Origin of the sequence: Amycolatopsis camponoti (assembly GCF_902497555.1) — a bacterium.
Taxonomy (GTDB): Bacteria; Actinomycetota; Actinomycetes; order Mycobacteriales; family Pseudonocardiaceae; genus Amycolatopsis; species Amycolatopsis camponoti.
Genome location: NZ_CABVGP010000001.1, coordinates 1,119,477 through 1,146,206, shown reverse-complemented (window position 1 = coordinate 1,146,206; position 26,730 = coordinate 1,119,477). Strand labels below are relative to the sequence as shown.

Below are 26,730 nucleotides of genomic sequence, written 5' to 3'. Positions count from 1 at the left end.
TCAGCCCACGGGCCCCTCGGCCGCCGTCACCTGAACCTGCCGCTGCCCGCCCGCGGCACCGGTCACCGTCAGCGTCAGCTTGTCGCCCGGGTGGTGGGTGTCCATCACGTTCGTCAGCGTCGTCGCCGAGTCGATCGGCTTGCCGTCGATCGCCGTGATCACGTCGCCGGCCGCGAGGCCCGCTCGCTGCGCCGGCCCGCGCGCGACGACGTCGCGGATCCGGGCCCCCTGACCATCGGAGACCGAGACGCCGATGAACGCCGTCTTGCCGATGTGGATCTTGTCCGACGCGGTGCCCGCGACGATCCGGTGCGCGATGTCGACGGCCTGGTTGATCGGGATCGCGAAGCCCTGGCCACCGGCGCCGCTGCGGCGCCCGTTGAGCTGGTAGCCGGTGGACGCGGCGGTGTCGACGCCGATGACCTGCGCGTTCGCGTTGACGAGCGGGCCGCCGGAGTCACCGGACTCGATGTTCGCGCGCACCTGGATCAGGCCGGTGAGCTGCTCGGACGACCCGCTGGACTCGTCGGAGGCGGTGATCGACCGGTCGAGCGCGGTCACCGTGCCGGGCGCCGGGACGGGGTCGCCGCCCTTGCCGCCGGCGTTGCCGAGGCCGAGGATCTGGTCGCCGACCTTCACCGTGGACGAGTCGCCGATGCTCGCGGTGGGCAGGCCGGAGGCGTCTTCGAGCTGGATGACCGCGACGTCCTCGCTGCGGTCGTACCCCACGACGTGCGCCTGGTACGTGTCCCCGGTGCCGATGCTGGTGACCTTGATGCTGGTCGCGCCGGCGACGACGTGGTTGTTCGTGAGCACCTCGCCGTCGGCGGTGAGCACGATGCCGGTGCCCGCCGCGGCCGCGCCCTGCAGCCCGAGCTCGGTGTTGATGTTGACGATCGCCGGGTTGACCTTCGCGGCCACGGCGCCGGCGTCGAGCGCGGTGGCCGACGCGCTGGGCTGGCCGGAGAAACCGAAGTTCTGGTTGCCGCTCGCGTTCGGGGTGGTCGAGGCGGAGATGAGGTGCCCGATGCCGAGCCCGGCGACGACCGCGATGGCCACCGCGACGACGGCGAAGGTCAGCGCCCGCAGCGGACGCCGTCGCGGCGGCTGCGGGACGGGCGGCGGGTAGCCGTACCCCGGTTGGCCGTAGAACCCCTGGGGCTGGGTGTACTGCGGCGGGTACGGGCGTCCCCACTGGTCACGGGCCTGGCCGTACTGGTGGTCGTAGGGCTGCTGCCCGTAGTACTGCTGCCCGGTGGGGGGCTGCTGGTCGTAGTAGCCCTGGCCCTGCGGGTATTCGCCCTGGCCGTAGCCGTACGGGTACCCGCCGTCGCCCTGCGGCCCTCGGTCGTACTCGCTCATGCACAGCTCCAGCCCTCGACAAGCCTCCGGCCGTTCCAGGAAACCCCGCGATCCTGAGAATTTCCTGGCGCGGTTCCATGGAGTTGCTGTGGATTACCCGGCGAGGTCGAAGCTATCCCTCCCGGAGGGCCGTGGTGAGGCGATCGGCCCGGGCGTGGATCGCGGCGACCGTCTCGCGCAGGACCGCGTCCTCCGGCAGGCCCGCGGAGAGCACCTCGATGCTCACCCCGGCGGTCGCCGCCGCGGCACGGGCCGCTTCCGCCGCGGCCGCGAGATCGGTCGCGACCCGCGGCCCCGGCGGCACGCGCTCGGCGAGGTCCAGCACCACCGTCGCCCCCGCGATCACGTCCGCCGGCGGGACGCGGGCGCCTCGCCGGGCGTCCGCCAGCGCGCGGTCGCGGAGGTCGCCCGCCGGCTGCCGTCGGGCGCGGGTGACCGTCTTGGCCGCGTGCGCGTCCTTCTCCGCCAGCCGCAGCGCGTGCATGCTCAGCGCCTCCGCTTCGGCCACCACCGCACGCTCCTCGGCGCAGCGGGCCACCAGCGCCGCGGCCTGGGCGACGTGCAACGCGGCCGTCACGCCCCCGCCCGGGGAGTCGGGCGAAGCGAGGGCCTTGAGGAAGTCGGTCATGGTCTGGTCACGCATCGCTGTGCCTTCCGTCTAGCGCCGGATCCGTTCCATGCCGGGGTCGACCAGCGGCTCGGCGGCCACGGTGGCCGCGACCCGGCGGCCGAAGTACTCGATTTCGACACCACTGCCGACGTGCGCCGACGCCGGCAGCCACGCGTACGCGATCGGCCGGCCGATCGTGTAGCCGTACGCCGCGCTCGTGACGTAGCCCGAAGCGACCCCGTCGACGAACACCGGTTCCTTGCCCAGCACGACCGTGCGGCCGTCGTCGACCGTCAGGCAGCGCAGCCGCCGCGACGCCGTGTCCTCGCTCCGGCCCTCGATCGCGGCGCGCCCGAGGAACTCGCCCTTCGCCGGGCGCACGGCGAAGCCGACGCCGGCTTCGTACGGGTCGTGCTCGGTCGTCATGTCGGTGCCCCACAGCCGGTAGCCCTTCTCCAGCCGCAGGCTGTTGAACGCCGCCCGCCCGGCCGCGATGACGCCCAGGGGCTGCCCAGCCGCCCACAGCGCGTCCCACAGCCGCAGGCCGTTGTCCGCGCTCGTGTAGATCTCCCAGCCGAGTTCGCCCACGTAGGACAGCCGCATCGCGACGACCGGGACACCGGCGATCCGCGCCTCGCGGGCCCGGAAGTACTTCAACCCGGTGTGCGAGAAGTCTTCCCGGCTCAGCGGCTGCACGAGGTCACGCGCGAGCGGGCCCCAGACGCCGATGCAGCACGTCCCGCCGGTGATGTCCCGGATCCGGACGCCGTCGGGCGCGTGCTTCACGAGGTGGTCGACGTCGATGTTCCCGTTGATCCCGGCCTGGAACAGCTCCGGCCCGAGGCGCGCCACCGTGACGTCGCTGCGGACGCCGCCCGCCTCGTCCAGCATCAGCGTGTAGGTGACCGACCCGACCGACTTCTCCAGCTGGTTCGTGTTCAGTGACTGCAAGAACTCCAGTGACCCACTTCCGCTGACCTCGACGCGCTTCAGCGGCGTCATGTCGTACAGCGCCACACCGTTGCGCGTGTGCCACGCCTCGGCCGCCGCGATCGGCGAGTGGAACTGCGCCGACCACGCGTCCCGCGCCGGCGGCAGCGCGTCGTGCGGCAGCTTCTTCAGCAGCGGCGCGTTGGCCTCGAACCAGTGCGGCCGCTCCCAGCCACCCGCCTCCAGGAACACCGCGCCCAGCTCGCGCTGCCGGACGTGGAACGGCGTCACGCGCAGGTCGCGCGGGGAAAGCTTGGGCTGCAACGGGTGCAGGATGTCGTAGACCTCGACGAAGTTCTGCTGCGACGTCTCGCTCACGTACGACGGCGCGAGCTGGACGTCCTCGAAGCGGTGGACGTCGACCTCGTGCAGGTCGGTCTCCGAGCGCCCGTCGACCAGCAGCTCGGCGACGGCCTTGGCGATGCCCGCGGAGTGCGTCACCCACACCGCTTCGGCGAGCCAGAACCCGCGGACGTCGGCGGACTCGCCGACCAGCGACTGGCCGTCGGGGGTGAACGAGAAGATGCCGTTGAACCCCTCTTCGACCTTCGTCTGCCGCAGCGCGGGCAGCAGCAGCTTGCTCTCCTCCCACGACGGCGCGAAGTCGTCCTCGGTGAAGGGCAGCATCGACGGCATGGCCGTTTCGGTCACCGACGGGTCCAATGTGGACTCCTCGACCGGCATCGGCCGGTGCGCGTAGGAGCCGATGCCGATCCGGTCGACGTGCTCGCGGAAGTAGAGGTCCTGGTCCTGGTGGCGCAGGATCGGCAGGCTCGCTTCGACCTCCTCGGTGTTGCGGCCGACCAGCTCGTCGACCCGGCCGGTCTTGACGTACTGGTGCGCGAGCGGCAGCAGCGGGACGTCCATGCCCACCATCGCGCCGACCTCGCGGCCCCAGAAGCCGGCGCACGACACGACGACGTCGGCGGGGAAGTCCCCCTGGTCGGTCCGGACCCCGGTGACGCGCCCGCCCTCCCGCAGGACGTCGGTCACGCGGGTCGACCCGACGAACCGAGCACCCCGCGAGGTGGCCCGCTCAGCCAGCACTTCGACGGCCTTCGCGGCCCGCGCCAGCCCATCGGTCGGCGTGTGCAGCGCGCCGAACACCTGCGAGCCGTCGAGCAGCGGCCACCGGCGGACGCACTCCTCGGCGTCGATGATCGAGCCCGGGACGCCCCACGACGTCGCCCAGCCGTGCTTGCGCTTGAGGTCCTCCCAGCGCGCCGGCGTCGTCGCGACCTCCATGCCGCCGACCTGGAGGAAGCAGTCCAGCTCCAGGAGCTTCCCGACGGTGTACTTCGCGAACTCCGTCATGCTCTTGGAGGTGTTGGTCTGGAACACCAGGCCGGGCGCGTGCGACGTCGAGCCGCCGGTGCGCGGCAGCGGGCCCTGGTCGAGGACGGTCACGTCGGACCAGCCCCGGGTGGTCAGCTCGTCGGCCAGGTTCGCGCCGACGATGCCGGCGCCGATGATCACGACTTTCGGTGCGGTCATGGCGGAACTCCTTCTACCGGAAGACGACGGTGCTGTTGCCGTTGAGCAGGACGCGGCGTTCGCAGTGCCAGCGCACCGCGCGGGAGAGGGCGAGGGCTTCGGCGTCGCGGCCGACGGTCACGAGCTCGCGCGGCGAGTACGTGTGGTCGACGCGCTGGACCTCCTGCTCGATGATCGGGCCCTCGTCGAGGTCGGGCGTGACGTAGTGCGCGGTCGCGCCGACGTACTTCACGCCCCGGTCGTAGGCCTGGTGGTAGGGCTTGGCGCCCTTGAACCCGGGCAGGAACGAGTGGTGGATGTTGATCGCGCGGCCTTCGAGCTTCTGGCACAGCTCGTTGGACAGCACCTGCATGTACCGCGCGAGCACGATGAGGTCGGCCTCGTACTCCCCGACCAGGTCGAGCAGCCGCTGCTCGGCCTCGGGCTTCGTGTCGGACGTGACCGGGACGTGCACGAACGGGACACCGGCCGCCTCGGCCATCGGCCGGAGGTCCTCGTGGTTGGAGACGACCACCGCGATCTCGGCGCCGAGGCCGCCCGCACGCCAGCGGAAGAGGAGATCGTTGAGGCAGTGCCCGAACTTCGACACCATCACCAGGACCCGCGGCGGTGTCCCGTCCGAGAAGCCGAACTCCATGCCGAAGTCCCCGGCCACCGGGGAGAACGCCCGCGTGAGATCGTCCACCGTGGTCTCTTCGGTGCAGGTGAACGACGTGCGCAGGAACAGCGAGCCGCGGACGTCGTCGTCGAACTGCTGGTGCTCGACGATGTCGCAGCCCTGCCCGACGAGGAACGTCGTGACGGCGTGCACGATGCCCGAACGTTCGGGGCACTTGAGGGTCAGGGTGAAGGTCACGAGACGTACTCCAGGCTCGCGTCGGCCAGCCAGGCCTCGAAGTAGTCCGAAAAGGACTGACGCACGAGGATCGTGAACCCCTCTTCCCGGGCCATGAGCACGATCCCGGTCCGCGCCAGCAGGGTCTGCACGCACGTGCCCGGCGGCGAAACCGACGGGTCGAGGTCGATCGAGCACCCGTGCGCCAATACGTCCCGCGCGTGCGAGCCCGTGAGCCGCACGACGTTGCGCTGCGCCGACACATCCACGACGGCGGCACTTTCACCTGAAAGCGACGCTTCCAGCTCGGCCTGGCGGCCGGGTTCGGCGAGCACGAGGTACTCGTCGGGACCCATCCACAGGATGTCGACGCCGTGGCCGCTGGTGAACGTGCACGGCGCGGGCAGGTCGACGCCGAGCAGGGTCTGCCCCTCCCGGAGGCGCACGGTGAGCTGGGTGCGGAACGGTTCTTCGACCGCGTCAACCGTCACGGCGGGCTCCTTCCTTGTCGAAGAGCACGGATTCGGTCACGGTCACCGGCACGACCTGGTCGCCGAGCGGGACGTACAGCGTTTCGCCGACGCGTTCGCGGCCCGAGCGCACCAGAGCGAGCGCGAAGGTGCGGCCGAGGGCGGCGCTGTCGTAGCTGGAGGTGACGTGGCCGAGCATCCGCACCGGGGGTTCGGGCACGACTTCGGACTCGATGATCTGCGAGCCTTCGGGCAGCAGCACCGACGGGTCGACCGGCAGCAGGCCGACGAGTTGCTTGCGGTCCGGCCGGTTGTTCTCGGCGCGGGCGAAGGAGCGCTTGCCGATGAAGTCGGCCTTCTTCTTCGACACCGCCCAGGACATCCCTAGGTCCTGCGGGGTGACCGTGCCGTCGGTGTCCTGGCCGATGATCGGGTAGCCCTTCTCGGCGCGCAGGACGTGCATGGTTTCGGTGCCGTACGGCGTCGCCCCTTCGTCCACTACGGACTGCCACAGCGCGGGCCCGTACCAGGACGGGACGTTGATCTCGTAGGCCAGCTCGCCGGAGAAGCTGATCCGGCAGACGCGGGCCTTGATCCCGGCGACCTCGGCATCCTGCCAGGTCATGAACCCGAAGGCTGCGTTGCTCACGTCGAGGTCCGGCGCCAGCCGGCCCAGGACTTCCCGCGAGCGCGGCCCGACCAGGGGGATCGTCGCCCAGTGCTCGGTGACCGACGTCGCGAAGACCTCGAGGTGCGGCCACTCCGTCTGCAGCCACTCCTCCATCCACTCGAGGACCATCGCCGCGTTGCCGGTCGTGGTCGTGACCAGGAACCGGTTCTCCCCGACGCGGATGACCGTGCCGTCGTCGATCACCATGCCGTCGACACCGCACATCACGCCGTAGCGGATCCGGCCGACCTTGAGGGTGCTCATCATGTTCGTGTAGAGCATGTCGAGGAACCAGCCGGCGTCCGGGCCCTGGACGTCGATCTTGCCCAGCGTGGACCCGTCCATCACCGCGACGTCGTTGCGCGCAGCGCGGCATTCGCGCCGGACGGCGTCGTGCATCGACTCGCCGGCTCGCGGGTAGTACCACGGCCGCTTCCACTGGCCGACGTTCTCGAACTCGGCGCCGTGCTCGACGTGCCACGGGTGGATCGTCGTGACGCGCACGGGATCGTGCAGGTCACCGCGGTTGCGCCCGGCCAGCGCGGCGAAGGACACCGGGGTGTACGGCGGCCGGAACGTCGTGGGGCGCTGGGTCGACAGGTCGACACCGAGGTCTTCGGCGGTGATGCCCGCGGCGAGCATGCCGGACGTCTTGCCCTGATCGTGCGCGGTGCCGATGGTCGTGTAGCGCTTGATGTGTTCCAACGACCGCAGTCCGGCGCCGGTCGCGCGCAGGACGTCGGACACGGTCGCGTCCCGCTGCTGGTCCACGAACCTGGTGTCCACTTCGGACTCCGGGGCGGGCACCTGCCAGAGGATCTTCGCTTCCGGCAATCCCTCGCCCGCCGCCGCGCCGACGACGCTGACGTTCGGCAGGTCGCCGTCCGGGACGTAGGAGCCCAGCTCGGGGGCGTACCGGAGCTTGCCGCGTGCCTGGCTGAACAGGTGCACGGCCGGGTTCCAGCCGCCGGACACGAGCAGCAGGTCGCACGGCACCCGCTCACCCTCCAGCGACCCCAGCTCCGCGACGTGCGCGGCGGTGATGTGCTCGCCGCCGTCGGTGCCGATGACGCCGTAGCCCTCGCGGGCGTCGACGATCCGCACGATCTCGGCCCCCGCGTCGGCCAGTTCGGAGGCGGCGACCAGCGCGGAGTCGTTGGTGGTGAACACGACCACGCGCCGCCCGGCCAGCACTCCGTAGCGGTTCAGGTAGGTCCGCGCGGCCGAGGCGAGCATGATGCCGGGGCGGTCGTTGTCCGGGAAGACGATCGGCCGCTCGTGGGCGCCGGTGGCGATGACGATCCGCTTCGCCCGGATCCGCCAGACCCGCTGCCGCGAAATCCGCTCGGGCGCGGCGGGTTCGCCCCGGCGCTCCAGGGCCAGCACGAACCCGTCGTCGTACACGCCGAACGCCGTCGTGCGCGAAAGGAACCGGACTCCTTCGGGCGCCTCGCCGCCGGGCTGGTCGTCGACGAGCAGCACGCGTCCTTCCGCGGCAGCGGCGGCCGCGCGGCCCGCGGGCCCGGCACCGATGACCAGGACATCGCAGTGGGCGTGCTTCGCGTCGTACCGCGCGGGATCCGGCTCGGCGGCCAGGCGACCTTGGCCGGACAGGCCGCGCGCGACCAGACCGTCGTACAGTTCGACCGTCGTCGCGGACAGCATCGGCTCCGGGAACGGCGCTTCGATCTGGACCAGCGCGTTGGAGTCCTCGACGCCGGCGCCGGCGATGCCGCGCGGCCGGCCGTACTTGATGCTGGTCGCGACCCGGTGGATGCCGTTGGCCAGCAACGCGGAAGCCAGGGTGTCGCCGAGGAAACCGGTCAGCTCGCGGCCGTCGAAGGTGAACTTGAGCGGGGTGCCGGGCAGTCGGGTCACGGGATCACCGGCCTGGGCTCGTCGAGGCGGTAGACCGCCTTCAGGTCGTGGGTGCGGGTGTCGCGGACGGCGTTGAACCACCGGCGGCAGCCCGCGGAGTGGCTCCAGCGCTCGGCGAGCGGGCCGCTGGGGTTGGCGCGGAAGAAGACGAACTTCGCCCAGTCCTCATCGGACAGTGCGGCCGGGTCTTCCGGGTAGGCGACGTGGGCTTGGCCGCCGTAGTGGAATTCGGCTTCCTCGCGCGGCCCGCACCAGGGGCAAGGGATCAGCTGCATCGAGACTCCTGCTTGTGAACGACTCAGTGCGCGACGGCGGCGGCGCCGTGCTCGTCGACGAGGGCGCCGGTGGTGAACCGGTCGAGGGTGAACGGTTCGGCGTACTCGTGCGGCTTCCCGCGGGCGATGGTGGCCGCGAAGACGTCACCGACGCCGGGGGTGGCCTTGAAGCCGCCGGTGCCCCAGCCGCAGTTGAGGAACAGGTTCTCGACCGGGGTGAGCCCGACGATCGGCGACGCGTCCGGGCTGACGTCGACGATGCCCGCCCACGTCCGCAGCAGGTGCGCCCGCGCGAACACCGGGAACAGCTCCAGCGCGGCGGCCATCTGCTCCTCGATGATGTGGAAGGAGCCGCGCTGGCCGTAGCCGTTGTAGCTGTCGATGCCGGCGCCCATGACCAGTTCGCCCTTGTGCGCCTGGGAAACGTAGACGTGCACGGCGTTCGACATGACGACCGTCGGGTGGATCGGTTCCAGCAGCTCGGACACCAAGGCCTGCAACGGATGGGACGCCAGCGGCAGGTCCAGGCCGACCATCTTCGCCAGCACCGACGAGTGCCCGGCGGCGCACAGCGCGACCTTGCCCGCGGCGATCCGGCCCCTCGACGTCTCGACGGCGGTGACCCGGCCGTTCACCGTCGAAATGCCGGTGACCTCGCAGTTCTGGATGAGGTCGACACCCATTTCGTGGGCGGCGCGGGCGAAGCCCCACGCGACGTAGTCGTGCTTCGCGATGCCCGCGCGCGGCTGGAAGGTCGCGCCGAGCACCGGGTAGCGCACGTCCGGTGCGGTGTTGACGATCGGGCAGATCTCCTTGACGCCCGCCGCGTCCACCCATTCGGCGTCGATGCCGTTGAGCTTGTTGGCCTCGACGCGGCGGACGCTGTCGCGGACGTCCTGCAAGGTGTGCGCGAGGTTCAGCACCCCGCGCTGGCTGAAGAGGATCGGGTAGCCGAGGTCCTCTTCGAGGCCTTCCCACAGTTTGAGGGAGTGCTCGTAGATGCCGGAGCTCTCGTCCCAGAGGTAGTTGGAGCGGATGATCGTGGTGTTGCGGGCCATGTTGCCGCCGGCGAGCCAGCCCTTCTCCAGCACGGCGACGTTGGTGATGCCGTGCACCTTGGCCAGGTAGTACGCGGTGGCGAGCCCGTGCCCGCCGCCACCGACGATGACGACGTCGTAGGCCTTCTTCGGCTCCGGGTCGGTCCAGAGGAAGTCGGGGTGCTCGGGCAGGTCGGTCATCGGGCCTCCCCCGGGTAGAGCGGGAACGCTTCGGCGAGCGCGGTGACGCGGGCCCGCAGCTTCTCGACGCCGTAGCCGGGCTCGAGCGCCTCGGCGATGACGTCGGCGGCTTCGCGGAACTCGGCGTCGCCGAAGCCGCGGGTGGCCAGGGCGGGCGTGCCGATCCGCAAGCCGGAAGTGACCATCGGCGGCCGCGGGTCGAACGGGACGGCGTTGCGGTTCACCGTGATGCCGACCTCGTGGAGCCGGTCTTCGGCCTGCTTGCCGTCCAGCTCGGAGTCGCGCAGGTCGACGAGCACCAGGTGGACGTCGGTGCCGCCGGTCAGCACGGAGATGCCGCTCTCGGTCAGCAGCCGCTCGGCCAGGAGCTTCGCGCCGCGCAGGGTCCGCTGCTGGCGTTCGACGAACTCCGGTTCGCCGGCCATCTTGAACGCGACGGCCTTGGCGGCGATGACGTGTTCGAGGGGGCCGCCCTGCTGGCCGGGGAACACCGCGGAGTTGACCTTCTTGGCGAGCGCCGCGTCGTTCGTGAGGATCACGCCGCCCCGCGGGCCGCCGAGGGTCTTGTGGGTCGTGGTCGTCGTGACGTGGGCGTGCGGCACCGGCGACGGGTGCAGGCCGGCGGCGACCAGGCCGGCGAAGTGGGCCATGTCGACCATGAGGTACGCGCCGACCTCGTCGGCGATCTCGCGGAAGCGGGCGAAGTCGAGCTGACGCGGGTAGGCCGACCAGCCGGCGATGATCAGCTTCGGCCGGTGCTCCTTCGCGAGCCGTTCGACCTCGGCCATGTCGACCCGGAAGTCCTTTTCGGACACTTCATAGGCGGCGACGTCGTAGAGCAGGCCGGAGAAGTTGATCCGCATCCCGTGGGTCAGGTGGCCGCCGTGGGCCAGCGACAGGCCGAGGATCTTGTCGCCGGGCTTGATGAGCGCGGCCATCGCGGCGGCGTTGGCCTGGGCGCCCGAGTGCGGCTGGACGTTGGCGAACCCCGCGCCGAACAGCGCCTTGACGCGGTCGATGGCGAGTTGTTCGAGGACGTCGACGTGCTCGCAGCCGCCGTAGTAGCGACGTCCGGGGTAGCCCTCGGCGTACTTGTTGGTGAGCACCGAGCCCTGGGCCTGCAGGACGGAGAGCGGGGCGAAGTTCTCGGAAGCGATCATCTCCAGCGTCGTCTGCTGGCGGCGCAGCTCGGCGCCGATCGCGTCGGCGACCACCAGGTCGTAGTCGGCCAGGGAGCGGTTGAGCACTGGATCGATCGTCGCGGTCATCGCGAAACCTTCCGTGGTCGACTTCTGATATATCAATCGTCGATGTAGGCTATGCGGCGTGCATCCCCATGTCAATCCCCCGTCGCTGGCGGAACAGGCGTACCTCTTCGTCCGCGACCAGCTCGTCATGCTCGACATCCCGCCGGGCTCGCCCATCAACGAGGACGAGCTCGGCGGCACGCTCGGCATGGGCCGGACGCCGATCCGCGAAGCACTGAAACGGCTGGAGTCCGAACGGCTGGTCGTCGCATACCCGCGGCGGGGCACGTTCGCCACCGACGTCCACATCTCCGACCTCGCGCACATCTCCGAGGTCCGGCGGACGCTGGAGCCGATGGCCACGGCGGCCGCCGCCGAGCGCGCGACCGAGGCCGACCGGGCGACGCTGACCGAGCTGCGCGCGCAGCTCGACGCCGGGGTCCCCGCCGGGGACAACGCCGAGCTGCTGCGCACCGACCTCGCCCTGCACCGGGCGATCTACCGGTGCGTGCACAACCCGTTCCTCGAGGACACCCTGATCCGGTACGACAACCTCGCGACCCGGATCTGGTGCGTGTTCGTGCCCCGGCTGTCCGGGATGGCCGGCCACGTCGACGAGCACGTCCCGCTCCTCACCGCGATCATCGAGGGCGACGCCGAGAAGGCCGCCGCGTTGACGCTCGAGCACGTCGCCGGGTTCGAGGCCGCCATCCGGGCGTTGATCTAGAGACCCAGCCGGCCGCGGACCCAGTCGTGGAACTCGCCGATGTGGTGCTCGCTGGGCACGAGCACGCCGCCGTTGACGTACGAACGGGAGTCCATGGCCAGCTGGCAGCGCTCGCAGGCCTCGAAGTCCTGCAGGTTCACCCGGTGGAACAGCTCGACCGAGCGGGACAGGTCCCGGCCGGACTCGACGACGCCGGGCAGGTACAGCCAGTCGCAGCGCACCAGCGTCCGGTCCGGGGCCAGCGGGAACATCCGGTGCAGGATGACGTGGTCCGGCACGAGGTTGACGAACACCTGCGGGCGGATGGTGATGGCGTAGTACTTGCGGTCCTGGTCTTCGGTGACGCCGGGCAGCCGGTCGACGCCCTCGCTGCCGTCGATGGTGAAGCCCCGGACGTCGCCGCCGAACTCGGCGCCGTGGCCGACGTAGTACTGCGCGGCGTACCCGTCGGCGAACTCCGGGAGGACCTCGGTGAGCTCCGGGTGGATCGTCGCGCAGTGGTAGCACTCCATGAAGTTCTCGATGATCTGCTTCCAGTTGGCCTTCACGTCGTACTCGATGCGCTTGCCCAGCGCGAGGCCGTCGACGCCGTACGCCTCGATCGCCTCCGCGCCGCCCAGTCGTTCGGTGACCGCGGCGACGACGCTGCCGTCGAACGGCGGCGGCTCGTCGGCCAGGCAGACCCAGGCGTACCCGAGCCATTCGCGCAGGTGGACCTTCGTGAGGCCGAACTCGGTCCGGTCGACGTCCGGCATGCCGGTGAGGTTGGGCGCGGCGATGAGCTTGCCGTCGAGGCCGTAGGTCCAGGCGTGGTACGGGCACTGGAAGGCGCGCTTGACGGTGCCGCTTTCGGACGTGCAGAGCCGGGCGCCGCGGTGGCGGCAGACGTTGAGGAAGGCGTTCAGCTTCCCGTCCCGGCCGCGCGAGACGAGGACGCTCTCCTTGCCGACCTGGACGGTCTCGAACGAGCCGGGCCCGGCGAGGTCGGCGCTGCGCACGGCGCAGAACCAGTCGGCCTCGAAGATCTTCGCCTGCTCCAGCGCGAAGACCGCCGGATCGGTGTAGGCGGAGCCCGGCAGCGTGGCCAGCAGGCTCGGCGGGAGATCGGTAGTGGTCACCGGCGTGGTCCTCTCCGCGGATCAGTTCGGGAGTTGCGCAGAACGCGTCTTGTTGCTCACCCCGAAACAGAGTGACTGCCACCCCGAAGCGCTGTCAACCCAAGTTTTTCAACGCCCGCCAAAGATTTCCGGCACGTTTCGGGCATCACGCGTGACTGGACGGGCATCACGCGTGACTGGGCGGGCATCAGCGCGATGCCTCTCCAAGCACGTGTGATGCCCCTTCAATCACGTGTGATGCCCCTTCCGTCACATCGTGGGGCCGTGGATGGCTCGGCGGAAGAGGGTTTCGATCTCTTCGCGGGTCGGGCGGGGGTCGGCCAGGGCCGCCTGCATCAGCAGGCCGCAGAACAGGCCGGCCAGCAGGCGGCCGGTCAGGGGGTCGGTGCGGGAGCCGAAGAACGCGATGAGCGCTTCGTCCCAGGCCGCGCTCGCCTTGCGGAGCGCCGGCCGGTGCAGCGCCGCGACGTACAGGTCGTACTCGACCACCGTGTCCCGGTACTGCTCGTTGATGTAGCCCATCACCAGTTCGGCGAGCGCCGCGGCGAAGTCGGCGTCCGGCGGCAGCGCGGACTCCCACTCCTTCAGCGCGTGGACGTTCTTCTCCGCCGCCTCGTGCAGCGCGACTTCCAGCAGGTCGTCCAGCGTCGCGAAGTGGTAGGTCGTCGAGCCGAGCGGGACACCGGCCGCCGCCGCGACCGAGCGGTGCGTGACCCCGTCGATCCCCCGCTGGGCGACCACCTCGATCGCCGCCTTGGCGATCCGGGCCCGCCGTTCGGGGTCGTTCGGACCGCGGCGCCGCGTTGCGCCGGGTTCGCTCCTGGCCATCAAGCCCCCTTGTGGACATCTGTACACGCTTCGCGTACAAATGTACGCACTCGACGCGCGACGCAGCCACTACCGATCCGGGAAGGGCCGCATGAAAGACCTCCACATCGACGGAATCTGGTCGGACGCCGGAAACCACTCCGACGTGCTCAACCCCGCCACCGGCCAGGTGATCGAGCAGGTCGCCGAAGCCGGCCGCGAGGAAGTCGACGCCGCGGTCGGAGCGGCCAGGCGGGCCTTCGACGCGGGCCCCTGGCGCCGCACGACCGCCCTCGAACGCGGCGAGCTGCTCCGGCGCACCGCCGCCCTGCTCGTCCGCGACCGCGAAGAGCTCGCCCGCACCGAGAGCCTCGACACCGGCAAGACGCTGGGCGAAGGCCGCATCGACATCGACGACGTAACCAACGTCTTCCGCTACTACGCCGACCTCGCCGGCAAGGACGCCGGACGCCTGGTCGACGCGGGCAGCGCGACGGTCGTCAGCCGGATCGTGCACGAGCCGGTCGGCGTCTGCGCGCTCATCGCGCCGTGGAACTACCCGCTGCTCCAGATGTCCTGGAAGGTCGCGCCCGCGCTGGCCGCGGGCAACACCGTCGTGCTCAAGCCCAGCGAAGTCACGCCGCTGACCACGATCAAGCTCGTCGCCCTCCTGGAGGAGGCCGGCGCGCCGCCCGGCGTCGTCAACCTCCTGCTCGGGCCGGGCCACGTCGGCGCGGCGATGGTCGAGCACCCGGGCGTCGACCTGGTCTCCTTCACCGGCGGCTACGCGACCGGCGAGAAGATCATGACGGCCGCCGCGAAGGGCGTCCGGCGGGTCGCCCTCGAGCTCGGCGGCAAGAACCCGAACGTGGTCTTCGCCGACGCCGACTACGACACCGCCCTCGACTACGCGCTGATGGCCGCGTTCGTCCATTCGGGACAGGTCTGCTCGGCGGGCGCGCGCTTGATCGTCCAGGATGGGATCCATGACCGGTTCGTGGCGGACCTCGCCGCGCGCGCCGACCGGATCCGGGTCGGCGACGGCCTCGACCCCGCGACCGAGACGGGCCCGCTCGTCTCGGCGCAGCACCGCGCCAAGGTCGAGGGCTACATCGAAAGCGCTCTCGCGGAAGGCGCGACGCTCCGGGCGGGCGGCAAGCGGCCGGAAGGTCCGGAGTACGAAAACGGTTTCTTCCTGCGGCCGACGGTGTTCTCCGGCTGCACCAGGGACATGGCGATCGTCCGGGAAGAGGTCTTCGGCCCGGTCGTCACCGTGGAACGCTTCACCGAAGAGGCCGACGCGATCGCGCTGGCCAACGACACCGAGTACGGGCTCGCCGGAGCCGTGTGGACGTCGGACGCGTCCCGCGCCCAGCGGGTCGCCGGGGCCCTGCGCCACGGCACCGTGTGGATCAACGACTACCACCCCTACCTGCCGCAGGCGGAGTGGGGCGGGTTCGGGAAGTCCGGCATCGGCCGCGAACTCGGGCCGTCCGGGCTCGCGGAGTACCAGGAAAGCAAGCACGTCTACCAGAACATCGATCCCGTTCCGCAGCACTGGTTCAAAGGCTGATCCCTCCCCCACCCACGATGTGAGGACGTTGCCATGACCACGCAAGAAAAGCCGGCGGGCGGGGGGCCTGCCCCGGACGACAGCTCCGACCTCGAGAAGTTCGGCTACCGCCAGGAGCTCGAACGCTCCCTGGGATCCTTCTCCAGCTTCGCCGCCGGGTTCAGCTACATCTCCATCCTCACCGGCGTGTTCCAGCTGTTCTTCTTCGGCTTCGGCTCGGGCGGGCCGGCGTTCATCTGGACGTGGCCGCTGGTCTTCGTCGGCCAGGCAGCCGTCGCGTTGTGCTTCGCCGAGCTGGCCGGGCAGTTCCCGCTCGCCGGCTCGGTGTACCAGTGGGCCAAGCAGATCGCGAAACCCGCGACGTCGTGGCTGGCCGGCTGGATCATGATCATCGGCGCGATCGTGACGGCGGCGGCGGTCGCGGTCGCCTACCAGATCATCCTGCCGCAGGTCTCGACCGCGTTCCAGATCGTCGGCAGCGACGACGACGCCGGCCTGACCTCGACACCCGGCGGCGCGCAGAACGCCATCATCCTGGCCCTGGTGCTGGTCGTGTTCGCCACGATCATCAACATCATCGGCGTCAAGCTGATGGCGAAGATCAACAACTTCGGCGTCGCGGTGGAACTCGGCGCGAGCGTCCTGCTGGTGATCGCGCTGGCCATCCACATCAAGCGGGGCCCCGGCATCGTCTTCGACACGGCTGGCACGGGTGACGGTCACTCGTCCGGGTACCTCGGGGCGTTCCTGGTGGCGTCGCTGATGAGCGCGTACGTCTTCTACGGCTTCGACACCGCGGGCTCGCTGGCCGAGGAGACCACCCAGCCGCGGCGGCACGCACCGCGCGCGATCCTCCGGGCGATCACCGCGGCGTTCATCGTCGGCGGGCTGATCATGCTGTTCGGCATGATGGCCGTCGGCGACCTGAGCGCCAAGGAGCTCAGCACGTCCGGCATGCCGTACCTGCTGAAGAGCACCCTCGGCGAAGGACTCGGCGACGCGTTCCTGATCTGCTCGGCGATCGCGATCACCGTCTGCTGCCTCGCGGTGCAGACCGCGGCGATCCGGATGGCGTGGGCGATGGCCCGCGACGGCCGGCTGCCGTTCAGCAAGGCGATGGCGAAGGTGTCGCCGCGCTCGAAGACGCCGGTCCTGCCCGCACTGCTGACCGGCGGCCTCACCGTCGTCGTGCTGCTGATCAACCTCGGCAACCAGCGGGCGTTCTTCATCCTGACCTCGACGGCGATCATCCTGTTCTACATCCCCTACCTGATGGTCACCGGCCCGATGCTGATCCGCCGCCTGCGCGGGCAGTGGCCGCGCCCGGAGCACGGCCCGTACTTCAAGCTGGGCCGCTGGGGCACGGTGGTGAACCTGGTCGCGGTGCTCTACGGCGCGGGGATGACGATCAACCTGATCTGGCCGCGCCCCGAGGTCTACGGCGAGGACCACTGGTACTTCCAGTGGGGCGCGGTGATCGTCACCGGGCTGATCGTGATCATCGGTGCGATCATGCTGTACGTCCGGCGCCGCACCTGGGGTTCGTCGCACACGAGCCCCGAGCACATGCCCGACAGCGCCCCGGATTCGCTACCCGGCTGAGAATCTTATTCTGGTTAGGACGGCGCTACGGATCGTGACATACCTGCCGGCAGTGACTCTCGCGCCGGCCGACGGCTGAATAAGGTTCTCAAGGAGGACCCCATGAGTTCCGATACCTACGACTTCGTCATCGTCGGCGGTGGCTCGGCGGGCTGCGCGCTGGCGAACCGGCTTTCGGCGGACCCCGCGAACAAGGTCCTCGTGCTGGAAGCCGGGCGGTCCGACTACAAGTGGGACGTCTTCATCCACATGCCGGCCGCGCTGACCTTCCCGATCGGGTCGAAGTTCTACGACTGGGGCTACCGCAGCGAGCCCGAGCCGCACATGAACCGCCGCCGCATCTACCACGCTCGCGGCAAGGTGCTCGGCGGGTCGTCCAGCATCAACGGGATGATCTTCCAGCGCGGCAACCCGATGGACTACGAACGCTGGGCCGGCGACCCCGGAATGTCCACTTGGGACTATGCCCATTGCCTGCCGTACTTCAACAGGATGGAAAACTGCCTCGCTGATGCGCCGGACGGGCAGTGGCGCGGCCACGACGGGCCGCTCGAACTGGAACGCGGCCCGGCGACCAACCCGTTGTTCCAAGCCTTCTTCGACGCCGCCGAGCAGGCGGGCTACCCACGCACCGACGACGTCAACGGCTACCGGCAGGAGGGCTTCGCGGCCTTCGACCGCAACGTCCGGAAAGGACGGCGGCTGTCGGCGGCGGGCGCGTACCTGCACCCGGTGGAGAACCGGCCCAACCTCACGGTGAAGACGCACGCGTTCGTGTCGCAGATCCTCTTCGAGGGCACGCGCGCGATCGGCGTCGAGTACGCCGAGGGCCGGGGCATGCCGGGTGAGGTGTACGGCAAGGAGATCATCCTCTGCGGCGGGGCGATCAACAGCCCGCAGCTGTTGCAGCTGTCCGGCGTCGGCAACGCGGCCGACCTGGAGAAGCTCGGCATCGACGTCGTGAAGGACCTGCCGGGCGTCGGCGAGAACCTCCAGGACCACTTGGAGGTGTACATCCAGTACTCCTGCAAGCAACCGGTGTCGATGCAGCCGTCGCTGGCGAAGTGGAAGCGGCCCTTCATCGGCGCGCAGTGGCTGTTCCTGCGGTCCGGGCCGGCCGCGACCAACCACTTCGAGGGCGGCGGGTTCGTCCGCTCGAACGACGAGGTGAAGTACCCGAACCTGATGTTCCACTTCCTGCCGGTGGCGATCCGCTACGACGGTTCGGCACCCACGGAAGGCCACGGCTACCAGGTGCACGTCGGCCCGATGTACGCCGACACCCGCGGCTCGGTGAAGATCACCTCGACCGACCCGCGGCAGCACCCGGCGCTCAAGTTCAACTACCTGTCGACGGAGAACGACCGCAAGGAATGGGTCGAAGCCGTGCGGGTGGCGCGGAAGATCCTCAACCAGTCCGCGATGGACCCCTACAACGGCGGCGAGATCTCGCCGGGGCCGTCGGTCGAGACGGACGAGGAGATCCTGGACTGGGTCGCCAAGGACGCCGAGACGGCGCTGCACCCGTCGTGCACCGCGCGGATGGGCGTGGACGAGAAGTCCGTCGTCGACCCGCAGACCATGCGGGTGCACGGCACCGAGGGCCTGCGCGTCGTCGACGCGTCGGTCATGCCGTACATCCCCAACGGCAACATCTACGCACCGGTGATGATGACCGCCGAGAAGGCGGCCGACCTCATCCTCGGCAACACCCCGCTGGCCCCGATCAAGACGCCGTTCCACCGGCACGGGGAGAACTAGCCCGGACGTCGTAGCGCCCGTACCGCCATCCTCGGTACGGGCCTTCGACGTGCCCGGAATATCCGTTACCCGCTAACGGAAACTACCGGGGCGTACCCCCTTGACGACGTCCTTCAGGGGATTCAGACTTTGTTGCGGATCACAGTAGATGTTCCCCTATGCGCAACAGTCTCGGAGGACTCATGATTCGCGCATGCACGGTGGACGAGCTGCCCCCGGGTGAGTCCGTCCGGATCCCCGGGTCGCCCGCCATCGCGGTGTTCAACACCGAAGACGGGGAGCTGTACGCCATCGACGACACGTGCACCCACCAGGACGCCTCCCTGGCCGACGGCTGGCTCGAAGGCTGCTTCGTCGAGTGCCCGCTGCACGCGGCGCTGTTCGACCTGCGCACGGGTGTGCCGAGCTGCCTGCCCGCGAAGGAACCGGTCCGCACGTACTCGGTCGTCGTCGACGAAGGCGTCATCTACGTCCAGGGCGTGGCTCGCGAGGACGCGGCGTGAAGCGCATCGCGGTCGTCGGCGCGTCGCTCGCCGGGGTCCGCGCCGCGCAGGAGCTGCGCGCGCAGGGCTACGACGGCGGGATCGTGCTGATCGGTTCGGAGGCGCACCTGCCCTACGACCGGCCGCCGCTGTCCAAAGGCTTCCTGGCCGGGACGGCGTCGCAGGCGTCGCTGGAGCTGCTCGACGCGGGGGACCTCGCATCGCTGGCCCTGGACTTCCGGCTCGGCGTGCAGGCGACGGCGCTGGAGCCCGCCGCACGCCGGGTGCTGCTGTCGGACGGCGGTTCGGTGCACGCGGACGGCGTGGTGATCGCCACCGGCGGCCAGGCGCGCACCTTGCCGGGTTTCGCAGCCGCCCACACGCTGCGGACACTCGACGACGCTCTCGCGTTGCGCGCGGCGTTGGTGCCCGGGGTGCGGGTGGCGATCGTCGGCGCCGGGTTCATCGGGGCCGAGGTGGCCTCGACGTGCCGTTCGCTGGGTCTCGACGTGGTCGTCCTGGAAGCTTTGGCCGCTCCCCTGGCACCGGTCCTGGGCCCGGAGCTGGCGGCGGTGTGCGCGCGGCTGCACGCCGACCACGGCACGGACCTGCGTTGCGGCGTCCGGGTCGAGGGCATGTCCGAGGCGGGCGTCCACCTGGCCGACGGGTCGCTCGTCCCGGCCGACGTGGTCGTGGTGGGCGTCGGCATGACCCCGGCGACCGACTGGCTGGCGGGGTCGGGGCTGACCGTCGGCAACGGCGTCCACACCGACGCGGGCCTGGTGACGGAGCTGCCGCAGGTGGTCGCGGTCGGCGATGTGGCCCGGTACGCGGGACGGCGGCACGAGCACTGGACGAACGCGTCGGAGCAGGCACCGGTCGCGGTGGCGAACCTGCTCGCCGGGCAGACCTCGCGCACGTACTCACCGAGCGGGTACGTCTGGTCGGACCAGTACGCGGGGACCCTGCAGCTGGCCGGCCACCCCCGCCCGGACGACACGCTTTCGGTGGTCGACGGCGACCTGTCGTCCTCGTCGTTCGCGGCGGTGTGGCAGCGGGACGGCGCGACGGTCGGCGTGTTCGCGCTGAACAACGCGAAGCTGTTCAACCGCCTGCGCCGCCCGCTCCGGCAGCCGGCGGTCGCCTGAAAGTCTCAACCGGCGTTTCAAAGATACGCTTCACCCACATGGAGCTGACTCTCGACGAGCTGCGGGCGTTGACGGGCTGGGCGGCCGACTGCGCTTCGCGAGCGCTGCCCTTGTACGAGTCGCGGGTCCCCGGCGATTCTCGCCCCCGGGAAGCGATCGCGGCGGCGCGAGAGTTCGCTTCGGGCGCTCTGCGGACGAAGTTGCTTCGCACGGTGGCGTGGGCGGCTTTGAAGGCGGCGGGCGAGACTTCCGACCCCGCCGCTTCCGCCGCCGCACGCGCGGCCGTCGGCGCGGCGGGTGCGGCTTACCTGCACCCCCTGGCGTCGCCGCACCAGGTGAAGCACATCGTCGGCCCCGCCCAGCAGGCAGCACTGGCGTGCGAACTCGCCGGCGGTGACGCGGAAGCGGAGATCCGCTGGGCCCTCGACCACGCACCGCCGGCGGTCTCCGGCCTCCTCCGCCGCTTCCCGCCCGGCAAGCCGGGCAAGTCCCGGCTCGGCGAGCTGCACCGGCGGCTGGAGTCGGCCCTCCGCGCCTGACTCTCAGGCGAGGGTGGGACGTTCGACGACCACGGTGGCCATCAGGGAATGCCCGGTACCGAGGCCTTGCTGGGCTTGCTGTTCCCACGCGAAGAGCGACGTCGCCAGCTGCTTCGCGTGTTCGGGCGAGCGCGGGTCTCCGGTGGTGATGATCCGGTTCCAGCGCTCGGCGAAGGCCGCGAAGAACAGTTCCACCGGCCGGGGCGCGTTCCCGGTGGGGGGCTCGAACCGCAGCCGGGCGGGGTCGACGTCGGTGGTGCCGCGGGCGAGCTCGTTGAGGAGGGTGCGGTAGGGCGGGATCGCCGGGTTGAAGGCGAGGGTGGCGGTGTGGCGGCCGGCGAGGATCGACCGGTCGGTGAACGTCGTCCCGCTCAGCCGGGCCCGGGCCCGGATCGCGGCTTCGACGAGCGCCGCGTCGAGCGACCCGCGGTCGAAGAAGCTCATCCGGTCGTGGAGGGTTTCGGTCGCGTCCTCGAAGAAGCTCATGTTGTAGGACCAGCGGGTCTCCGGCCACTTCGGCGTCCACTCGACGGAGTAGCGGCCGAGGACGTCGACGACGAGCACGGCGCGGTCGCGGGTCTCGACGATCCGCCGCATGAGGCCGGTCAGGACCTCGACGACGTCCTCGTGGGGAAGGTGGGAATAGGGCACGCCGCAGGAGAGGTAGAGGTCGAAGTCGCCCGCGGGCAGCTCGGACCGCATGTCCGCGACGACGAACTCCGCCCGCCGGCCGGCGTGGAGTGCGCGGGCCGTGTCGACCATGTCGGGGTCGATGTCGACCCCGAGGTAGTCGAGGGTGTGCTCGTCGGTCAGCGGGGCGAGGGCGCCGTGCCGCTCGGTCAGCAGCGCCAGGCCGTCCCCGGTGCCGCACCCGACGTCGAGCACCCGCAACGGCCGGCCGGGCGCACGCGGGATCCGGGAGATGGCATCACGCAGTACTCGGTGGGTGACCACTTCTTCCAGCATCGTCTTGACCGGATCACGCCTTTTGGGCGAGGTGTAGTGGGCCGTCGCGTCGCGGTAGGACATGATCGAAACGTAGTTCATCACCGTCACCGGCTGGTGCGGAATCGGCTAGAGGGCCAGCTCGTCCAAGTCCGATTCCAGCCTCGCCCGCCAGGTCCAGCGACGCTCGGTCGTGTCCGCGTCCTCGCCCGCCGGCGGGCCCAGCGGCAGCGCCGGGTCCTTGATCCCGAACGTCACCCGGTAAGCCAGCACGGACGCCGCGGTCCGGATCCACGCGTCTCCCGAAGCGCCCGTCGGGGGTGACACACCGAGCGCGTGCCCGAACCACGTCGGCAGCAGGGCGTTCGACCCCAGCGCGTCCGTGATCCGGGTCCGGAGCCGGACCTGCAGGTCGTGCCACGCTCGCTCGGCGCGCTCCAGCTGGGGCACGATCCGCGCCTCGACCGCGTCCGCCTCGCGCAACGCCAGGCGGGCCTGGTCCGCTGCCGCGATCGCCGCCGGGATCTCCTCGTCCAGCAGCGTCCGGCGCCGCGTCGACAACGCCCGCAACGACGACTCCGCATCACCGCGAGCGCGCGAACCACGATCTGTCGACGCCAGGACGCGCATCACCTCCAGCAGATCGGCATCGCAGCGGGACAAGGCCGCCTGCACCGAAGAAAGCCGCGTGATCTCCGCCGAGTGCCGGGCGCGCTGCTCCTTCGTCACCAGCTCCTTGTGCAGGTCGTCCCAGCGGGCCGCCTCCTTCGCGAGCGCCCGGGTCTCCGCGCCGACGTCGTCGAGGTTCAGCTGGGGTACGCCGTCGGCCACGCGCACCGCGCGCTCCAGGGCCTGCACCTGCTGCTGCAGCCGGTCCAGCTGCCGGCCCAGCAGGTCGATGCGGTCCTCCTGCCGGTGCCCGCCGCCGCGCTCGAGCCGCTCGGTCAGGTCGGCCACTTCGCGGCGCAGGCGGTCGTCGGACTCCTCGGCGGCCGCGCGCAGGCCGTCGACCGCAGCGAACAGCTCGTCGAGGTCGCGCCGCGTCGAGTCGGCGGGCTCCTCGTACTCCTGCGTGAACTCGGGATCGTCGCCGTAGGTCGCGTAGCCGTGGCTCACGGGATCCGGCTTTCCCGCCACAGCAGCCCGCACGTGCCCGCGACGCCCAGCGCCACCAGGATCGTGCAGACGACCGTCCCCGGCCACGGGATCAGCGCGCCCACCAGCACCCCGGCCGTGCCGCTGCCCGCCCACGCCGCCCGCGTCCGCTCGCGGATGACGTCGCCGACCCGCCGGACCGGCCCGAAGCCGATCCACAGGCCCGCCGCGAACAGCGGGACGAGGGCGAGCAGCCACACCGGCGACAGCACGTCGAACAGCACCAGCGCCGCGGCGGCCAGCGGCACCAGCACCGGCGCGGCCGCGAAGTAGACGACCGCGCGCTGCGTCGCCGCGTGCCGCGACTCGAGCTCGGCGTTCGCGAGCCGGTGCCTGGCCTCCTCGAACGCCAGCTCGGAGTCGAGCAGCCGGTGGGCCGTCGCGACGAGCTCGTCCATCGCCTCGACGTCGGCGGGCGGGGTCGCCAGCCCGCCGCGCAGGTCCTGCTTGAGCCGGCCCACGCGTGCTTCCGCCTGGTCCCGGTCGTGCTGGGCTGGAGTCGTCACGCGAACACTTTAAGTGCCACGACCGTCACATCCGACTCACTGCGCGCGGTGAGTCGTTACAGGTCGCCCAAGGCCGTGACCGGCGCTTCGACGCAGTCCGCGACGAACCGCAGGAACCCGCCCGCCGTGCCGCCGTCGCAGACGCGGTGGTCGAAGGCCAGCGTCAGCTCGCAGACCTTCCGCACGGCCAGCGTGCCGCCGACCACCCACGGCCGGTCGATGATCCGGCCGATGCCGAGGATCGCGGCCTCGGGGTGGTTGATGATCGCGGCCGAGCCGTCGACGCCGAAGACGCCGTAGTTGTTCACGGTGAACGTGCCGCCGGTGAGGTCCGCGGGCGCGAGCTTGCCGTCGCGCGCGGTGCGAGCGCGGTCGCCGATCGCCGCCGAAAGGTCCCGGGTCGACAGCGCGCCGGCGTCCCGCACGACCGGCACGACCAGCCCGCGGTCGGTCTGCGCGGCGAACCCGAGGTGGATCTCGTCGAGCAGCACGATCTCGTCGCCCTCGACGCGCGAGTTCAGCTCCGGGTACTTCTTGAGCCCCGCGACGGCGAACCGCGCGATCAGCCCGAGCAGGCTCACCGGCCGGTCCGTCTTGGCGTTCAGGGCCGCCCGCGCGGCGACCAGCTCGGACGCGTCGACGTCGACCCACACCGTCGCTTCGGGGATCTCGCGCCGGGACGTCGTGAGCTTGTCGGCGACGGCCTTGCGCACGCCGGTCAATGGGATGCGCTTGCCCTTCGCGACGGGCTTCTTGAGCGCCGCCTCGACGTCGGCGCGGCGGATGATCCCGTCCGGACCGGTCGCGGCGACCTTCGCGAGGTCGATCCCGTTGTCCGAAGCCAGCTTCCGGACGAACGGCGAGATCACGCCGGGCGCCTTGGCCTTCGGAGCAGGCGCTTCGACGCGGCGGACGCGTTTGCGGCGGGTCGTGGGCGCGGTGCCGTAGCCGATGAGGACGTTGCCGCTCCCGGACGACGTCGTGACGCCGGGCTCGGCGAACCCGCCGACGGACAGCAGCGGCGCGCCGACCGGCAGCAGCTGCCCCGGCTCGCCGTGCAGCGCGGACACGACACCGGCGAAGGGCACCGGCACCTCGACGGCGGCCTTCGCCGTCTCGACCTCGACGACGATCTGGTCGACCTTGACCGTGTCGCCGATCGCGACGTGCCAATTGAGGATGGCCGCCTCGGTCAGGCCCTCGCCGAGGTCCGGCAGCAGGAAGTCAGGCACCGGCCACCACCGGGGTGTCGGCCCACTGCAGGCGCGCGATCGTGTCGAGGATCCGGTCGACGTCGGGCAGCGTGTGGCGCTCGAGCTTCGGCGCCGGGTACGGGATGTCGAGCCCGGTCACGCGCAGCACCGGCGCGTGCAGCTGGTGGAAGCACTGCTCGGTGACGCGCGCGACGACCTCGGCGCCGTAGCCGCCGAAGCCGGCGGCCTCGTGGACGACGACGGCCCGCCCGGTGCGGCGCACGGACGCCGTCACGGTCTCGTCGTCGAACGGGCTCAAGGAACGCAGGTCGACGACCTCGACGTCCCAGCCTTCGGCCGTCGCGGCTTCGGCGGTCTCCAGCGCCGTGGCGACCATCGGGCCGTACGCGATGAGCGTGACGTCCTTGCCCTGGCGCCGGACGACGGCCCGGTCCATGGCCGGGCCGCTGCGGGTGAAGCTCACCTCTTCGCCGGACCAGTAGCGGGCCTTCGGCTCGAGGAAGACGACCGGGTCCGGCGACTGGATGGCGTCGCGGAGCAGGTCGTAGGCGTCCTGCGCGGTGCCCGGCGTGACGACGCGCAGGCCCGGCGTGTGCGTGTAGTAGGCCTCGCTGGAGTCGCAGTGGTGCTCGACGCCGCCGATGCCGCCGGCGTAGGGAATCCGGATGACCATCGGCAGCGAGAGCGCGCCGCGGGTGCGGTTGCGCAGCTTCGCCACGTGCGAGGTGATCTGCTCGAACGCGGGGTAGGCGAAGGCGTCGAACTGCATCTCGACGACCGGGCGGAACCCGCCCATCGCCATCCCGACCGCGAACCCGACGATGCCGGACTCGGCCAGGGGCGTGTCGAAGCAGCGGTCCTCGCCGAAGTCGGCGGTGATGCCGTCGGTGACCCGGAAGACGCCGCCGAGCGTGCCGACGTCCTCGCCGAACACGAGCACCCGGTCGTCGTCCTTGAGCGCGTCCCGCAGGGCGGCGTTGAGCGCCTGCGCCATCGTGGTCGTCATCAGGCCTCCAGCTCGGCCGCGACCATGGCCCGCTGGCGCTGCAGCTGGCGGGTCGGCTCGGCGTAGACGTGGTCGAACAGGGACATCGGGTCGAGCTCGGCGTCGGCGTTCAGGGTGTCGCGGACGGACTGGGCGAACTCTTCGGCTTCGGCTCGGAATCGCTCGACGTCGTCTTCGGTCAGGTCGTCTTCCAGGTAGGTCCCGAGCCGCTCGAGCGGGTCCGCTTCGCGCCACTTCGCGACTTCGTCCGCGTCGCGGTAGCGGGTGGCGTCGTCGGCGTTGGTGTGGGCGTCGATGCGGTAGGTGTGGGCCTCGACGAGGACCGGGCCCTTGCCTTCGCGGGCGTGCTTCACGGCGTCGTCGAGGACGGCGAGGACCGCGACGGCGTCGTTGCCGTCGACCTGCTCCGAGCGCATGCCGTAGCCGATGCCCTTGTACGCCAGCGCGGGCGCGGCGCTCTGCTTCTCGAAGGGGACGGAGATCGCGTAGCCGTTGTTCTGCACGAAGAACACCACGGGTGCCTTGAAGACGGCGGCGAAGTTGAGCGCCTCGTGGAAGTCGCCTTCGCTGGTGGCGCCGTCCCCGATGAGCGCGAGCGCGACGGCGTCTTCACCGCGTCGCTGCATCGCGTGCGCGAGACCGGTGGCGTGCAGGGTCTGCGTCGCGAGCGGAGTGCACTGGGGCGCTACGCGCGTCTCGGCGGGGTTGTAGCCGCAGTGCGCGTCGCCGCGAAGCAGCGTCAGGACTTCGCCGGGCTTCAGGCCGCGCGCGACGAGAGCGACCGAGTCGCGGTAGGTGGGGAAGAGCCAGTCGTCGTCCCGGAGGGCGAGCGCGGCGGCGACCTGGCAGGCCTCCTGGCCGGCGCTGGAGGGGTAGACGGCGAGGCGGCCCTGCTTGGTGAGGGCGGTCGCCTGGACGTCGAACCGGCGGCCCAGGACCATCAGCCGGTAGGCGGCTTTCAGCCGGTCCTTGGTGGGTTCGGCGTACTCGCCGTGCTGGTCGACGCGCGTTCCGTCCTCGGCGACGAACCGCACCGGCGACCCGGACGGCAGCAGGGTCTCCGTGGCCATGACGCACA

24 protein-coding genes are annotated in these 26,730 nt (G+C 70.8%); 7 read left to right on the top strand and 17 right to left on the bottom strand.

The window, feature by feature from the left end:
• The 9 genes from AA23TX_RS05545 to glyA all read right to left on the bottom strand — a co-directional run bounded on the left by AA23TX_RS05545 (position 1) and on the right by glyA (position 11,090).
• Positions 1-1,362: a S1C family serine protease gene (locus tag AA23TX_RS05545; RefSeq protein ID WP_155541500.1), complete on the bottom strand. Its 1,362-nt coding sequence runs from the start codon at positions 1,360-1,362 to the stop codon at positions 1-3.
• A gap of 112 nt (positions 1,363-1,474) precedes the next feature.
• On the bottom strand, positions 1,475-2,005 hold the full coding sequence (locus AA23TX_RS05540; RefSeq protein WP_155541499.1) for a cyclodeaminase/cyclohydrolase family protein: 531 nt from the start codon (positions 2,003-2,005) through the stop codon (positions 1,475-1,477).
• Positions 2,006-2,020: 15 nt separating this feature from the next.
• Complete coding sequence (locus AA23TX_RS05535) at positions 2,021-4,456, bottom strand: GcvT family protein (protein WP_155541498.1); 2,436 nt, start codon at positions 4,454-4,456, stop codon at positions 2,021-2,023.
• A gap of 13 nt (positions 4,457-4,469) precedes the next feature.
• Positions 4,470-5,312, bottom strand: a complete 843-nt coding sequence (gene purU, locus AA23TX_RS05530; protein WP_155541497.1) for a formyltetrahydrofolate deformylase — start codon at positions 5,310-5,312, stop codon at positions 4,470-4,472.
• Positions 5,309-5,782: a sarcosine oxidase subunit gamma gene (locus AA23TX_RS05525; RefSeq protein ID WP_155541496.1), complete on the bottom strand. Its 474-nt coding sequence runs from the start codon at positions 5,780-5,782 to the stop codon at positions 5,309-5,311. The genes purU and AA23TX_RS05525 overlap by 4 nt, the downstream gene beginning before the upstream one ends.
• Entirely contained in the window at positions 5,772-8,309 is a 2,538-nt protein-coding gene (locus AA23TX_RS05520) for a 2Fe-2S iron-sulfur cluster-binding protein (protein WP_155541495.1), read from the bottom strand. Before AA23TX_RS05520 ends, AA23TX_RS05525 begins: the two co-directional genes overlap by 11 nt.
• Positions 8,306-8,584, bottom strand: coding sequence for a sarcosine oxidase subunit delta (locus tag AA23TX_RS05515; RefSeq protein ID WP_155541494.1), 279 nt, complete (start codon positions 8,582-8,584; stop codon positions 8,306-8,308). The genes AA23TX_RS05520 and AA23TX_RS05515 overlap by 4 nt, the downstream gene beginning before the upstream one ends.
• Positions 8,585-8,607: 23 nt before the next feature.
• On the bottom strand, positions 8,608-9,822 hold the full coding sequence (locus tag AA23TX_RS05510) for a sarcosine oxidase subunit beta family protein (protein ID WP_155541493.1): 1,215 nt from the start codon (positions 9,820-9,822) through the stop codon (positions 8,608-8,610).
• Positions 9,819-11,090, bottom strand: coding sequence for a serine hydroxymethyltransferase (gene glyA, locus AA23TX_RS05505; RefSeq protein WP_155541492.1), 1,272 nt, complete (start codon positions 11,088-11,090; stop codon positions 9,819-9,821). Before glyA ends, AA23TX_RS05510 begins: the two co-directional genes overlap by 4 nt.
• Positions 11,091-11,148: 58 nt before the next feature.
• Between glyA and AA23TX_RS05500 the strand changes: the two genes are divergently transcribed.
• Positions 11,149-11,796: a GntR family transcriptional regulator gene (locus AA23TX_RS05500; RefSeq protein ID WP_155541491.1), complete on the top strand. Its 648-nt coding sequence runs from the start codon at positions 11,149-11,151 to the stop codon at positions 11,794-11,796.
• Here the strand turns inward: AA23TX_RS05500 and AA23TX_RS05495 are convergent.
• Positions 11,793-12,914 carry an aromatic ring-hydroxylating oxygenase subunit alpha gene (locus AA23TX_RS05495; protein WP_155541490.1) on the bottom strand — a complete coding sequence of 374 codons (1,122 nt, stop codon included), beginning with the start codon at positions 12,912-12,914 and terminating at the stop codon, positions 11,793-11,795. The genes AA23TX_RS05500 and AA23TX_RS05495 overlap by 4 nt on opposite strands.
• A gap of 249 nt (positions 12,915-13,163) precedes the next feature.
• Positions 13,164-13,742 (bottom strand): TetR/AcrR family transcriptional regulator, encoded by a 579-nt coding sequence (locus AA23TX_RS05490; protein ID WP_155541489.1) that lies wholly within the window; start codon positions 13,740-13,742, stop codon positions 13,164-13,166.
• A gap of 91 nt (positions 13,743-13,833) precedes the next feature.
• Between AA23TX_RS05490 and AA23TX_RS05485 the strand changes: the two genes are divergently transcribed.
• The 6 genes from AA23TX_RS05485 (at position 13,834) to AA23TX_RS05460 (ending at position 20,826) form a co-directional block, all read left to right on the top strand.
• Positions 13,834-15,294: an aldehyde dehydrogenase family protein gene (locus tag AA23TX_RS05485; protein ID WP_155541488.1), complete on the top strand. Its 1,461-nt coding sequence runs from the start codon at positions 13,834-13,836 to the stop codon at positions 15,292-15,294.
• A gap of 33 nt (positions 15,295-15,327) precedes the next feature.
• Positions 15,328-16,896: an amino acid permease gene (locus AA23TX_RS05480; protein WP_155541487.1), complete on the top strand. Its 1,569-nt coding sequence runs from the start codon at positions 15,328-15,330 to the stop codon at positions 16,894-16,896.
• A 102-nt stretch (positions 16,897-16,998) separates the two neighbouring features.
• Complete coding sequence (betA, locus tag AA23TX_RS05475) at positions 16,999-18,657, top strand: choline dehydrogenase (RefSeq protein ID WP_155541486.1); 1,659 nt, start codon at positions 16,999-17,001, stop codon at positions 18,655-18,657.
• A gap of 182 nt (positions 18,658-18,839) precedes the next feature.
• A complete protein-coding gene (locus tag AA23TX_RS05470) occupies positions 18,840-19,160 on the top strand; it encodes a bifunctional 3-phenylpropionate/cinnamic acid dioxygenase ferredoxin subunit (RefSeq protein ID WP_155541485.1) in 321 nt (106 codons plus the stop codon).
• Entirely contained in the window at positions 19,157-20,287 is a 1,131-nt protein-coding gene (locus AA23TX_RS05465; protein ID WP_155541484.1) for an NAD(P)/FAD-dependent oxidoreductase, read from the top strand. The genes AA23TX_RS05470 and AA23TX_RS05465 overlap by 4 nt, the downstream gene beginning before the upstream one ends.
• 38 nt (positions 20,288-20,325) lie before the next feature.
• Positions 20,326-20,826: a putative immunity protein gene (locus AA23TX_RS05460; protein ID WP_155541483.1), complete on the top strand. Its 501-nt coding sequence runs from the start codon at positions 20,326-20,328 to the stop codon at positions 20,824-20,826.
• Positions 20,827-20,829: 3 nt separating this feature from the next.
• On the opposite strand, the gene AA23TX_RS05455 is transcribed toward AA23TX_RS05460, so the two are convergent.
• The 6 genes from AA23TX_RS05455 to pdhA are packed head-to-tail and all read right to left on the bottom strand — an operon-like array spanning position 20,830 to position 26,722.
• Complete coding sequence (locus AA23TX_RS05455; RefSeq protein ID WP_155541482.1) at positions 20,830-21,873, bottom strand: class I SAM-dependent methyltransferase; 1,044 nt, start codon at positions 21,871-21,873, stop codon at positions 20,830-20,832.
• Between the two features lie 27 nt (positions 21,874-21,900).
• Positions 21,901-22,887, bottom strand: a complete 987-nt coding sequence (locus AA23TX_RS05450; RefSeq protein WP_155541481.1) for a coiled-coil domain-containing protein — start codon at positions 22,885-22,887, stop codon at positions 21,901-21,903.
• Positions 22,884-23,432 (bottom strand): hypothetical protein, encoded by a 549-nt coding sequence (locus AA23TX_RS05445; protein ID WP_155541480.1) that lies wholly within the window; start codon positions 23,430-23,432, stop codon positions 22,884-22,886. Before AA23TX_RS05445 ends, AA23TX_RS05450 begins: the two co-directional genes overlap by 4 nt.
• Before the next feature lie 56 nt (positions 23,433-23,488).
• Positions 23,489-24,664 carry a dihydrolipoamide acetyltransferase family protein gene (locus AA23TX_RS05440; RefSeq protein ID WP_155541479.1) on the bottom strand — a complete coding sequence of 392 codons (1,176 nt, stop codon included), beginning with the start codon at positions 24,662-24,664 and terminating at the stop codon, positions 23,489-23,491.
• Positions 24,657-25,652, bottom strand: a complete 996-nt coding sequence (locus AA23TX_RS05435; RefSeq protein WP_155541478.1) for an alpha-ketoacid dehydrogenase subunit beta — start codon at positions 25,650-25,652, stop codon at positions 24,657-24,659. Before AA23TX_RS05435 ends, AA23TX_RS05440 begins: the two co-directional genes overlap by 8 nt.
• Positions 25,652-26,722, bottom strand: a complete 1,071-nt coding sequence (gene pdhA / locus AA23TX_RS05430; RefSeq protein WP_196425187.1) for a pyruvate dehydrogenase (acetyl-transferring) E1 component subunit alpha — start codon at positions 26,720-26,722, stop codon at positions 25,652-25,654. Before pdhA ends, AA23TX_RS05435 begins: the two co-directional genes overlap by 1 nt.
• Positions 26,723-26,730 lie beyond the last annotated feature (8 nt).

Bases quoted from the DNA above. Each gene is read 5' to 3' on its own strand.
- AA23TX_RS05470 (WP_155541485.1), top strand. From the start codon at position 18,840: ATGATTCGCGCATGCACGGTGGACGAGCTGCCCCCGGGTGAGTCCGTC.
- AA23TX_RS05545 (WP_155541500.1), bottom strand. From the start codon at position 1,362: ATGAGCGAGTACGACCGAGGGCCGCAGGGCGACGGCGGGTACCCGTAC.
- AA23TX_RS05510 (WP_155541493.1), bottom strand. From the start codon at position 9,822: ATGACCGACCTGCCCGAGCACCCCGACTTCCTCTGGACCGACCCGGAG.
- AA23TX_RS05540 (WP_155541499.1), bottom strand. From the start codon at position 2,005: ATGCGTGACCAGACCATGACCGACTTCCTCAAGGCCCTCGCTTCGCCC.
- betA (WP_155541486.1), top strand. From the start codon at position 16,999: ATGAGTTCCGATACCTACGACTTCGTCATCGTCGGCGGTGGCTCGGCG.
- AA23TX_RS05535 (WP_155541498.1), bottom strand. From the start codon at position 4,456: ATGACCGCACCGAAAGTCGTGATCATCGGCGCCGGCATCGTCGGCGCG.
- AA23TX_RS05515 (WP_155541494.1), bottom strand. From the start codon at position 8,584: ATGCAGCTGATCCCTTGCCCCTGGTGCGGGCCGCGCGAGGAAGCCGAA.
- pdhA (WP_196425187.1), bottom strand. From the start codon at position 26,722: ATGGCCACGGAGACCCTGCTGCCGTCCGGGTCGCCGGTGCGGTTCGTC.
- glyA (WP_155541492.1), bottom strand. From the start codon at position 11,090: ATGACCGCGACGATCGATCCAGTGCTCAACCGCTCCCTGGCCGACTAC.
- AA23TX_RS05460 (WP_155541483.1), top strand. From the start codon at position 20,326: ATGGAGCTGACTCTCGACGAGCTGCGGGCGTTGACGGGCTGGGCGGCC.
- AA23TX_RS05455 (WP_155541482.1), bottom strand. From the start codon at position 21,873: ATGAACTACGTTTCGATCATGTCCTACCGCGACGCGACGGCCCACTAC.
- AA23TX_RS05435 (WP_155541478.1), bottom strand. From the start codon at position 25,652: ATGACGACCACGATGGCGCAGGCGCTCAACGCCGCCCTGCGGGACGCG.
- AA23TX_RS05490 (WP_155541489.1), bottom strand. From the start codon at position 13,742: ATGGCCAGGAGCGAACCCGGCGCAACGCGGCGCCGCGGTCCGAACGAC.
- AA23TX_RS05485 (WP_155541488.1), top strand. From the start codon at position 13,834: ATGAAAGACCTCCACATCGACGGAATCTGGTCGGACGCCGGAAACCAC.
- AA23TX_RS05480 (WP_155541487.1), top strand. From the start codon at position 15,328: ATGACCACGCAAGAAAAGCCGGCGGGCGGGGGGCCTGCCCCGGACGAC.